This window comes from Arthrobacter sp. cf158 (assembly GCF_900106835.1).
Taxonomy (GTDB): domain Bacteria; phylum Actinomycetota; class Actinomycetes; order Actinomycetales; family Micrococcaceae; genus Arthrobacter.
The window spans coordinates 1-10,966 of record NZ_FNNR01000024.1; the positions used below are offsets into that span (position 1 = coordinate 1).

13 protein-coding genes are annotated in these 10,966 nt (G+C 62.9%); 5 read left to right on the forward strand and 8 right to left on the reverse strand.

Features of this window, described 5'->3' with window-relative positions; translation table 11 throughout:
• The 5 genes from BLW08_RS23475 to BLW08_RS23495 all read left to right on the forward strand — a co-directional run.
• The coding region (locus tag BLW08_RS23475) for an isocitrate/isopropylmalate family dehydrogenase (protein WP_254780035.1) at positions 1–435 on the forward strand (435 nt) is incomplete at its 5' end.
• Positions 436–508: 73 nt separating this feature from the next.
• Positions 509–1,192, forward strand: coding sequence for a hypothetical protein (locus tag BLW08_RS23480; RefSeq protein WP_090826449.1), 684 nt, complete (start codon positions 509–511; stop codon positions 1,190–1,192).
• Positions 1,189–2,466, forward strand: coding sequence for a 3-oxo-tetronate kinase (gene otnK / locus BLW08_RS23485; RefSeq protein WP_090826445.1), 1,278 nt, complete (start codon positions 1,189–1,191; stop codon positions 2,464–2,466). The genes BLW08_RS23480 and otnK (BLW08_RS23485) overlap by 4 nt, the downstream gene beginning before the upstream one ends.
• Before the next feature lie 43 nt (positions 2,467–2,509).
• The gene (locus BLW08_RS23490; protein ID WP_091328629.1) at positions 2,510–2,812 is read left to right on the forward strand and encodes a putative quinol monooxygenase; all 303 of its coding nucleotides are present in this window, start codon (positions 2,510–2,512) and stop codon (positions 2,810–2,812) included.
• 138 nt (positions 2,813–2,950) lie between these two features.
• The gene (locus tag BLW08_RS23495; RefSeq protein WP_090826441.1) at positions 2,951–3,949 is read left to right on the forward strand and encodes an amidohydrolase family protein; all 999 of its coding nucleotides are present in this window, start codon (positions 2,951–2,953) and stop codon (positions 3,947–3,949) included.
• A 40-nt stretch (positions 3,950–3,989) separates the two neighbouring features.
• Here the strand turns inward: BLW08_RS23495 and BLW08_RS23500 are convergent, their stop codons facing one another.
• From BLW08_RS23500 to BLW08_RS23535, 8 genes are all read right to left on the reverse strand, one after another.
• A complete protein-coding gene (locus BLW08_RS23500; RefSeq protein ID WP_090826438.1) occupies positions 3,990–4,913 on the reverse strand; it encodes an AEC family transporter in 924 nt (307 codons plus the stop codon).
• A gap of 41 nt (positions 4,914–4,954) precedes the next feature.
• On the reverse strand, positions 4,955–5,581 hold the full coding sequence (gene otnC / locus BLW08_RS23505; protein WP_090826435.1) for a 3-oxo-tetronate 4-phosphate decarboxylase: 627 nt from the start codon (positions 5,579–5,581) through the stop codon (positions 4,955–4,957).
• Positions 5,578–6,291: an aspartate/glutamate racemase family protein gene (locus tag BLW08_RS23510; protein ID WP_090826433.1), complete on the reverse strand. Its 714-nt coding sequence runs from the start codon at positions 6,289–6,291 to the stop codon at positions 5,578–5,580. The genes otnC and BLW08_RS23510 overlap by 4 nt, the downstream gene beginning before the upstream one ends.
• Positions 6,292–6,301: 10 nt before the next feature.
• Positions 6,302–6,583 carry a hypothetical protein gene (locus tag BLW08_RS23515; RefSeq protein WP_091328632.1) on the reverse strand — a complete coding sequence of 94 codons (282 nt, stop codon included), beginning with the start codon at positions 6,581–6,583 and terminating at the stop codon, positions 6,302–6,304.
• Between the two features lie 21 nt (positions 6,584–6,604).
• A complete protein-coding gene (locus BLW08_RS23520; RefSeq protein ID WP_090826424.1) occupies positions 6,605–7,960 on the reverse strand; it encodes a TRAP transporter large permease subunit in 1,356 nt (451 codons plus the stop codon).
• Positions 7,961–7,972: 12 nt separating this feature from the next.
• Complete coding sequence (locus tag BLW08_RS23525; protein WP_175538827.1) at positions 7,973–9,139, reverse strand: lactonase family protein; 1,167 nt, start codon at positions 9,137–9,139, stop codon at positions 7,973–7,975.
• Positions 9,126–10,424 (reverse strand): 3-oxo-tetronate kinase, encoded by a 1,299-nt coding sequence (gene otnK / locus BLW08_RS23530; RefSeq protein ID WP_175538828.1) that lies wholly within the window; start codon positions 10,422–10,424, stop codon positions 9,126–9,128. Before otnK (BLW08_RS23530) ends, BLW08_RS23525 begins: the two co-directional genes overlap by 14 nt.
• A gap of 107 nt (positions 10,425–10,531) precedes the next feature.
• Positions 10,532–10,966, reverse strand: a 435-nt coding sequence (locus BLW08_RS23535; protein ID WP_254780035.1) for an isocitrate/isopropylmalate family dehydrogenase, incomplete at its 5' end; no start/stop codon positions are given.

The following is a 10,966-nucleotide window of genomic DNA, read 5'->3' on the forward strand; positions in this document are numbered from 1 at the left end:
TTCCACATCGACGCCATGACCGTGCACCTGGTCCGCCGCGCCAACAAGTTCGACGTCATCGTCACCGAAAACATGTTCGGCGACATCCTCTCGGACCTCGCCGGTGAAGTCGCCGGATCCCTGGGCATCGCACCCTCGATCAACTCCTCCGACACCCACGCCATGGCCCAGGCCTCCCACGGCTCCGCCCCGGACATCGCCGGAAAGAACATCGCCAACCCCATCGCGATGATCCTCTCCTCCGCCATGCTCCTGCGCTGGCTCGGCGCGAAGTTCGACGACGAGAAAGTCCTCCAAGCCGCCGAACTGGTCGAAAAAGCCATCGAAGCGACCGTCCTGGACGGCACCACCACCAAAGACATGGGCGGCACCGCCGGCACCAGCGACTTCGCCGACGCCGTCGCCACCCGCGTCACCACCGTCGCCCACGTCTAACCACACCACCCACACGCCGGGCGGGAACAAACCACCCGCCCGGCACTGGGCCCAAAGAGCAGAAGAAGGCACCATGTCCTCCGCAGAGACGCGTCCGCTGGTTGCACTCATCAGCGCCAATCCGGCCGCCCTTGTGCCGGCGAACGCGGCGTTTGCATCAGGGTTCCCCGAGGCGCGGCTGTGGAATATCCTCGATGACCAGTTGCAGGAAGACGCGGACGTTCGAGGTGTGACCGGGTCCTTGGCCGAGCGGATGCACCGGTTGATCAACCATGCGGTGCTTGAGGGTGCGGATGCTGTCCTCCTCACCTGCCCCGTTTACGCAACGGCTGTTCAGTCCTACGCCGACAAATGCCCCGTCCCTCTGCTCGATCCTGATGCGATGGCCCTGGATGGGCTGTTCGCACAGGTTCCGGGATCAGTCCTGGTGCTCGCCAGCGACCATCAGCCACTGACCGTCGCGATAAACCGCTTTATCAACGAGTCCGCCGGGCGGGGTGTTCCAGTGGAGACCCGCGGTGCTGTTGTTCCAGGGGCGAAGCCCGCAGCCCTGCACGGCACCACAGAGGAACTCGTCACCGCCCTGGCCGCAGTAGTCACGAAACAACCGTCGCCTCCTGACGCGGTTCTGCTCGCCCAATATTCCCTGGCATCCGCGGCCAAGGAACTTCAATCCACCACAGGCATACCGGTTTTCTCCGGGCCCATCAGCTCAGCCGCGGCACTTCGCCGCACCATTCTTGGAGGTACACGATGATCGGTGTCATTGCCGATGACTTCACAGGCGGCACAGATGTTGCTGTCGCATTCCGCCGCGCCGGACTCCGCGTCCTGATCCAATTCGGCGTACCGGAAGTCGTCTCAGGCAACGACGGAGCCGACGTCGTGGTCATTGCGCTCAAAACCCGCACACTTCCTGCGGATCAGGCTGTGGCACAGTCGTTGCGTGCGGGCCGGAAGCTGCTGGACGCCGGCGCGAAGCAGCTCTTCTTCAAGTTCTGCTCAACGTTCGATTCCACCCCGGCCGGCAACATCGGCCCGGTCAATGATGCCTTGGCGGACCTGACCGGCAGCAGTGTTACCGTCGTGGTGCCCAGCTCTCCCTCGCACGGACGCACCCAGTACAACGGTCATCTATTCGTCCACCATCAGCTCCTGTCGGACTCACCCATGCGTCATCACCCCTTGACGCCCATGACCGATTCGCGCGTGCCGGAACTGCTTCGCTCCCAAACAGCACGCACCGTATCCTTGGTAACCCTGCAGCAAGTTCATGCTGGAACCGAGGCGCTGACCGCTGCAATCGCCGATCTGCAACACTCGGGAATCCCGTATGCCGTGGTAGATGCAGTTGAGCCCAGCGACCTTGCCACCATTGGCAGGGTGGTCATCGATCACCCCTTCGTATCCGGAGCGGCCGGTCTCGCCGGCGGGCTGGCAACGGCAATCGCCGAACGCAACACGTCCACCCGCAAGCAGGCACCCTTCAATGGCGGGTCCGGCCACGACGGCCCGGCGGTCGCGCTGGCAGGATCCTGTTCCGCCCGCACTCTCCAGCAAATCGAAGCAATGCAGGCCGGTGGACACCCCTCATACCAGCTCGATGCTGTAGCAGTACCGGACTCTTCCCTGCTGTCCGAGGCCGCCCTGGCCTGGTACGACGAGCAACCGCCGGGCACTGCCCCGCTGATCTACTCTTCGTTGCCGCCGGAGAAGCTCCGTGAATCCCAGCGCAGGCTCGGGGTCGCTGCTTCGGCTGAAATTCTGGAGACAGCCATGGGCCTCATCGCCCGTGGACTGGTCAGCCGGGGGGTGCAGCGAGTGGTTGTCGCAGGTGGCGAAACCTCAGGCTCCGTGGTGACAGCACTCCACGTCAGCGGCGGACTGATCGGTTCCGAGGCTGCTCCTGGCGTCCCCTGGATTCATACCTCACACAACGGTCCACTGGCCCTACTCCTGAAATCCGGTAACTTCGGCGACGTCGACTTCCTCGTCCAGGCTGTGAGCCCCCGAACGACCGTGGCCGTATAGCCTGTTTCCCATCAACTGACCATGAAGGGAAAAGGAAACATCGATGTATAGTCTGTGGGTCACGCTGGAGGTACAGCCCGAGGGTCGGAAAGAGTTTCTGGAGGCCATCACGCGCAACGCCGAGTCGTCTGTCCGGGATGAAGATGGGTGCCTTCGCTTCGACGTCATCGAATTGGGCGACGGAACAAACACCTTCGCTTTCTACGAGGTATACACCGATCGTGCCGCCTTTGAGGAAGAGCACCTCAAAACCCAGCATTTTCTGGCCTACAAGGACATCTCCACACGCGTCGTCGTCCCTGGAAGTCAGCGCGAAACCGGCGGCCCCATGATCGCGTCCTTCTAACGAAGCGGCCCGACGTCCAGAAGGACGCCACCACCGGCACCTAAAGTGGTTGACTGGCCGACCACTTTATCCGATGATGGATGTGGCCCACCTCACGTGCTTGGAGATGGGCGCAGCATTCCTCAAAGGAGAGACCCAATGACAGATCGTCTTCGGCCAGATTCAGCCTTGTTCGCCGCCGGTTCGTTCAACCGCCGCACACTAGTGCAAGGGGCCCTGGCGGGCCTGGCCCTGGCTGCCGGCGGCGGGGCCGCAGCACAGGCCACGTCCGAGAGACCGGCGCCCTTTTCTGCCGGAACGGAAAGGGCTTCCTATCGGGTCCCCGGCCAGGCCACGGATTGCCACATGCACATCTTCGATCCCGACAGATTCCCGTATCCCTTGCCGACCGCGACTCCGCCGCCCAAGGCAACAGTTGCCGATTACCGTCTCCTGCAACGCCGCACAGGCACCAAACGCACGGTGGTCGTCACACCGTCGAACTACAGCACAGACAACCGCTGCACGCTCGACGCCATCGCACAGCTAGGGCTCCGGGATGCCCGTGGCGTAGCGGTGATCGACAACACCTTCACGGACGGGCAACTACGGGAAATGAACGACGGCGGAATCCGCGGAATCCGCTTCAACCTCACCCGCCCGGGTGGCGCCGGGGCAGAACTGATCCGGCCGCTGGCCGAACGTGTTGCGGACCTTGGCTGGCATGTGCAGATCCATATGACGGCAGAAGGAATCCAGGAAAACCTTGCTCGGATCAGCGGCCTGCCCACCGACCTGGTCATCGACCACATGGGCAGGATACCTGGAGCCACAGGGACCGCGCATCCTGCGTACGCTGCCATTCTTCGACTCATCGATGAGGGAACCACCTGGGTTAAGCTCTCAGGCGTCTACCACGAATCACCGGTCGGACCCCCGTCCTACAGCGACCGCGCCGCAGTTGGTTCGGCTTTTGCCCGGGCGGCGCCTGAGCGCATGTTGTGGGGCAGCGACTGGCCCCACCCTACCGCTTCCCGGGGTGAGGTACCCATGCCCGACGATGCCGCCATGTTGGATCTGTTTGCGTCATGGGTTCCGCGACAACAGGACCGTAAGAGAATCCTCGTGGACAACCCGGAAAAGCTGTACGGGTTCTGACTGGGACACCCCCGGGCACGGAGCCGCTGCCGTGCCCGGGCTACCGGCCCATCAGCAACGCGGCGGCAAGCACGGCAGGTATGGCAGCAACTGAGGTGAGCAGGATTGAGTCGCGGGCGATAGCGGCGCCTCTGTCGTAGCGGCTGGAAAACAGGAACACGTTCTGGGCTGTCGGCAGGGCGCTCATAATCACGGCGGCGAACGCTTGCGCATCATCCACAGCGAAGACGTAGCGGGCGAGGACAAATGTCAGCGCGGGCATGATGGCGGCCTTGAGTCCACTGGCGACCAGTACGTCGGTCCGAGCCCCGCCGGACCGCAACGGCCTGCTCCCGGGCAAGCTCATACCAAATGCCATCAGGACCAGCGGCACGGCCGCCCCGCCCAGGACCTTGAGCGGATCCCAGAGCAATGGGGGCAGCTCCAGCCCGGTCCAGGCCACAACGGCCCCGAGAAATGAGGCGATAATCATCGGATTCCGCACCGGTTGGGCGAGCAACGATCTGAGCGTGGGCCGCTGTCCTGTCGTGAGGTCAAGGAGCAGGAGAAACAGTGGCGAGAGCACCAGCAACTGCACAAGCAAGACCGGGGCAACCGGAGTGGCGTTGCCAATCGCGTAGACCGCGACCGGAATCCCGATGTGATTGGCGTTGACGTAGGAGCTTGCCATAGCGCCCACGACGATTTCTGCGCCCTTGCGGGGAAACCACAGCGCACTCAGGCCCCAGTAAAGCAGACACGTCAGTACAGCCGCAGCAAGGGCCAAGGGCACCAGGGCAGAGAAGATGTCACCGAGTTCCGAGCCTGCCAAAATGGTAAAGAGGAGGGCTGGATTGGTGATGAAGAAGGCGATCCTGGACAAGACGGGCCCAGCTGACGGGCCGGCGATGCCGGCCCGTCCAGCCAAGTAGCCAACCAGGATAATTGTGCCAACGAGCGCGAATCCTGCGAAGATCCCGCCCATTCAGCCCCCGTCCGTGCAGGACGCCGTTGCAGGGGCCACGGTCAGATTCGTGCGGCAGCGGCAGCCTGCTCGGGTGTGAGCGGTCGCGTAGTGCGTCCGTGCAGGAGCAGGTAGACCTTGGCCGTCTCCTCAAGCTCTTCAAGTGCATCCATGGCACTGTCCACATCTTTGCCTGCCACGACGGGGCCGTGATTGCTCAGCAGCATGGCAAGGTGTTCGGCAGCTGTAGCCTCGGCCAGGCCCTCCAGCGCCGGATCCCCCGGTGCGTGATAGGGCAGCAATGGAAGGGTTCCTACCCGCATGGCGAAGTAGGCCGTCAGCGGTGGAATGGCGCTGCCGGCCGTGGTGTGCTCCAGGCAGGACACGGCGGCCGAATATGTCGAGTGGGTATGTACCACTGCAGTGTCCTGCGGACGGGCCCGGAGGACAGCCGCGTGCAGGAAGGCCTCTTTGGAAGGCTTGTTGCCACTGACATGCGTTCCAGCGGCGTCAATGACTGAGAGTTCGTCCGGCCGGACAGTCCCCAGGCTGCTGCCCGTCGGGGTAACCAGAATGGCGTCACCCCAGCGGACGCTGATGTTTCCTGTTCGACCGTGAGTCAGGCCACGGTTGAAGATGGATCGGGCTGCGTCTACGACGCTTTCGCGGAGGCGGCTTTCGGTGCTCATGCATTCTCTTTCTTGGGGGTCGTTGCAGAGGTTGGGTTCCCCAGCAGTTGAGACCGTAGGGTGGCGGCTGCAAGTTTCGGGCCCGCCAGAACCGGTTTGTCGAGGGCAGCGGCCAAGGCCTCGGCCGCCGGGGAAAGCGAGTACTGGGCCAGTAAGACGGCATCAGAATCTTCCTGATCTCTGCACGCTGACTCAAGCGCGCGGCTCAGGCGTTCCGTGTCTGCGGCCGCTGCGGCTGCCGCTGCCCCCTCGGCAACGATGCCCGTGACGGCGATGTCCTGACCGGCTGAGGCTGCTGCTGCCGAGAACCGCTCCAGCGCGTCTTCCAGCGGCCCCCTGGCGGAGGCCAGCAGCACGATGCGTTTGTAGCCGCCGAACAAAGCGGCCTTGAATGCTGACGCGTCGGGGGCATGGATCGGAATGGACAGCTCAGATGCGAGCCGTTCGGCGATGGGCCCGTACATGGAGCACGTCAGAAGGATTCCGTCCGCACCCTCAGTTTCGGCGTGGCGAATCAATCGGGTCATGCGTTCGGCCAGCCCCTCGGTGACGCCCCCTTGGGCTGTAGCGTCGTCTAGAAGGCGGTCATCGAGAAGGTTCCATAATCTGGCTTCAGGAAAAACCTCATGAAAAGCCCCGGTAGCTGGTGGGATCGCCACCGGGGTCGCACTGATCAGCGAGATCAGCGGGTTGGATTGATGACGGGTCACGGTGCGTCTCCTAGTCGGCGGATTTCCAGCCATGTGCCATGGCAAGGATGAGGGTGAATGTTCCAAATGCAGCAGCGACCCAGTACGTGAGCGGCCCTAAGGTCTTGGACACCCCGATGATGAAGTCAGTGCTACCGATCAGCAACCCCGCGAGCTGGAGCAGCACAAGCACCGTCCCCAGGAGCAGCATTGCTACCAGGAGTGCAACGAAGACCATGGTCAGGACGCGGATCAGTGCTTTGCGGCGTGGCCCAAAGCCGGGGCCGGCGTCGATGTGTTTTTGTGAAGACATTTATCAGCCTTTCTGGTCCGGCTAGTGGGGAATGGGTAGCAGGTTGAACGCCACCACCACGGGGATGATCAGGAACGGCACCACGTAGAACACCACCAGCGGCACGAACGTTTTGGCAGGATTCACTTCCGCGATGCTCGCAGAGATGAAGATGGACGGACCTCCGGGCGGGGACGCACCTTCTGTAGAGATGGCCACCATGATGGCGCAAACAGCCAGGGCCGGGTGAACTCCTGCTGCCACAAGGACTGCGAACGCACCGCCGCCGAGGGTCGCGGCCGTGGCCGTGGCACTCAGCGGACCACCCACCAGGGCTATGATCACCACAATGATCAGCACTGTGACGATGGCCGGTGCGTTCAGGCCGGTGAGGGCATCACGCAGCTGCTTGTCCAACCCAAGGGCAAGAAGGACCGCACTACCGGCGAAGGAGAACACCAGTGTTGCGCCGATGTCCTTGAACCGTGGGGCTGTACTGGCGATGAAGGTGTACCACGCGCGAGGTGTGGACGGCAGTTGCTTACGACCAATGATGAGGCTGAGGATGCCCAGGAGGACGGGGATCCACAGCAGGATGTCGATCGCTTTGACGGCATCGGGTCCCTTGTCGCCCAGCAGGCGGGCGATGAGCTCAGCGCCGACGCCAACGGTAAGAAGAATCGGCACGGCTATGCCTAGGTAGACGATCAATGATCGCCACCCCTGCTTCAGGGACCGTCGCAGCGGCATGAGTTCTTCACCGGATACCTTGGCAATTTTGTAGCGCCGCACAAAGTAGAAGATGCACAGCAGTCTCCACAGCACGCAGTATCCGGCCACGACGAACATCGCTACCAGGGTGGCGTTCTTGTCGATGTTCGGTCCCACGGTGGCAAGTCCCACAAGGATGAGATAGGAGGCGCTGGGCGGGATGACCGTGCCGTTGCCGGAGTTTCCTGCGACGACGGAGGAGGCTATGTGTTTGGGCCAGTTTGAGCGTTCCATCCATGGAATCGTGACCGATCCGATGGTGGCTGCATTCGCAGACGCTGAGTGGGTCAGCGCCCCGAAGCCTGCAGAGGCGAGGGTGGAGACGTAGCCTGCGCCGCCGCGAAGTCGGCCAAGCATGGAGTTCAGGATATGGACCTGATGGTGGATGATGCCGGTCTGCGTCAGCACGAATCCGATAAAGGTGAAGGACATCGCGGCGAAGACCACAGGTTGCTTGAAGGCTTCCCCGAGGCCTGTGCCCAGAAGCGCGAAGAAGTCGGCTCCGCCAAACAGGCACAGCACGAGGAATCCGACAATCATGGCCTCGCCGATACCCCGCTTTACGACGGTGGCCCACACGAGGATGGTGATGAGATAGACGATCAGCGCCCAGACGGCGATTCCCACGTCATCTCCTTTCTAGAGGGTGGACGAATGGTCTGCGTCGACGCAGTGCTCTGGCGACGGCTTGCCGTCTTCTGCGGAGACCGGGAGGCGGTGCCTCAAGATCGCGACGGGACTGCCGGTGGCAGCTCGGAACACCGGCGGACCGGGAGTTCCCGTGGTTGGATCCAAAGGGTGGGCTGCGATGGAGTGTCCCCGTTCATGGGCGACGAGCAGTGCCCCCGCTTCGGCGTCCAAGCAGAAGAAACGGGGCCTGATGCCGTGGGTCTCGGTCCAGCGTCCTGGGCCAAGACGGCCCGTGTCGGGATCGACGTCGTACGTGCCGATAGTGTCCGGGAACTCACCACCAGGTGAGTGGTCTCCGGGTCCGCTGCGGTTGGAGACATAAACATGCTTCCCGTCGGCGCTGACCGCGATTTCTGCCCCGCGGCTGTCCCCGGTCACAGTGTCGGGCAGTGCGGACGTGGACTGGATAGGGCGGAGTGTGCCCGTGGCGGCGTCCCAACTGTAGGTGGTCACCGTTGAAAGGAATTCCTCGATCGAGTAAACGAAGTTGTTGGATGGTGAAAACGCCACGTGCCGTGGTCCAGACATTTCCCGCAACCGTATGGTCCGGTCCTGGTGCCACGTCAGGGATCCGGTGCTGTCGATCGAGATCGTGAAAATTGAATCCAGGCCTTTGTCCGGGACCAGCGCGTACGAACCGGTGGCGTCGAAGACCACCTGGTGGGGTTTGGAACTGTTTTGGTCACGGCGGTGCGGCCCGGTTTCACCCTCGAAGGACAGCAGACCTGCGACGGGGCCGAGGCTGTCATCCGGGAGTATCCGGATGCTGGCTACCGTGCCGCTGTTGTGGTTGGCCACCACGAGGAACTGCTGGTCCGGGCTGAGTGCCAAATGGACCGGGTTCACTCCCCCGGCATCAACCGTGTCACGGTAATCGATGCGTCCGGTCGCCGGGTCCAGCTCCAGGGCGCTGATCTGGTTCCCGTCGCCATGGGCAACGTAAAGCTGTGTGCTTCTTGGACTGAGGACCATGAAACTGGGGTTGTCCATGCCCACCGTTTGCCGTGGGAGCCAGCGTCCGTCGTCGAGGATTTCGAAGACCTCCAACCCGCTGCCGCGCCCCTCGCGCAGCACGCTGGTTCGTGAACCAACATAGGCAAGTTCAGTGACCGGCAAGGCTGGCCTCCCCGGCGTTGGCGTCCGCGTGGACGGCTTGGACCAGCATCCCAGGGTCCCCGAAGTTGCCGGATTTCAAAAGCAAAGCGATGGGAATCTCCCCTGTGGTGTAGATCCATGGCACCCCGGGGGCCATTTCCGTACCGATGGTCCCGCCCTGGACGCCCAATGCCTGGACAACCGCACCGGAGGTTTCGCCCCCGGCAGTGACGATTCGGCGCACACCCCGTCCAACGAGCCCACGGGCAATCAAACCGGTGGCCTTTTCGAGGATGGCGGAGGATCTTTCGGTGCCCAAAATCTCCTGGGTCCGGCGCAGCTCTCCGGGTTCTAGAGTTGAGTAGATCAGCGGCCGGGCGTCATGAGGCAGTGTCCCGAACCAGGCAAGGGCCGATTCTGCCAGCTGTACAGGGTCCGGGTTTGAGACAGCGTCGAGGAAAAACGAGGGTTCCTGCTCGCGCATGTAAGAAACCTGTTCCCGGGTCCGGGCAGAACAGCTTCCCGCCAAAGCGACTGCCCGCCCGGTTCCGACCGGGTCCTGTTCGTGGTCTTGGCTGCTCCCCCGGTTCCCGGCCAGAGATCGGCCAAGCCCTCCGGCCAGTCCGGCGGCGCCTGTAACCAGCACATCGTCGCGACAGGCATCACCGATGGCTTGCAGGTCTGTAGCGGTAATGGCATCCGTGACGGCATAGCGGACACCTCGGCCGGCCATCTCATCGAGGAACTCCCGGATTGCCCGGGCGCCTGCACGTACCGTCTTTTGGCTGACGAGTTCTACAGGGCGTTCGGTCTGGGCGCTGAGCAGACGGACGACGTTGGAATCAGTCATCGGCGTCAAGGGATGGTGGCTCATCGGAGACTCGGCCAGTGGCTGTTCGGCGACGAACAGATTACCCATGTACTGGGTGCGGCGGTGTTCAGGCGAGGCCGGAGCAACGACCGTCAGACGTGAACCCTGGAGATCGGCCAGCGCGTCGGCTACTTGGCCGATGTTGCCTTCGGGTTTGGAATCGAAGGTGGAGCAGTATTTGAAATAGAGCTGCGAGGCGCCATGGTTTTTAAGCCATTCTGCGGCGCGCAGGGATTCGGCGACGGCGTCGTCTACCGGCAGGGTCCTTGTTTTCAATGCAATGACCACAGCGTCATGGTACGGCAGGATCGTCTCCGAACCGGGCGAGCCGAACAGAATGACTGTTGCCAGTCCGGCACGTCGGAAAGCGACGGCAACGTCAGTACCACCGGTCACATCATCGGCGATGACACCTATCACTGTTGTTCCTACCATTTCGTGGGGTTTCCGGACACGGACGTATAGCCTCCTGCCGGAAGTTGGGCAATGTGCGTGCACGCCGGGCGGGTGGTTTGTTCCCGCCCGGCGTGTGGGTGGTGTGGTTAGACGTGGGCGACGGTGGTGACGCGGGTGGCGACGGCGTCGGCGAAGTCGCTGGTGCCGGCGGTGCCGCCCATGTCTTTGGTGGTGGTGCCGTCCAGGACGGTCGCTTCGATGGCTTTTTCGACCAGTTCGGCGGCTTGGAGGACTTTCTCGTCGTCGAACTTCGCGCCGAGCCAACGCAGGAGCATGGCGGAGGAGAGGATCATCGCGATGGGGTTGGCGATGTTCTTTCCGGCGATGTCCGGGGCGGAGCCGTGGGAGGCCTGGGCCATGGCGTGGGTGTCGGAGGAGTTGATCGAGGGTGCGATGCCCAGGGATCCGGCGACTTCACCGGCGAGGTCCGAGAGGATGTCGCCGAACATGTTTTCGGTGACGATGACGTCGAACTTGTTGGCGCGGCGGACCAGGTGCACGGTCATGGCGTCGATGTGGAA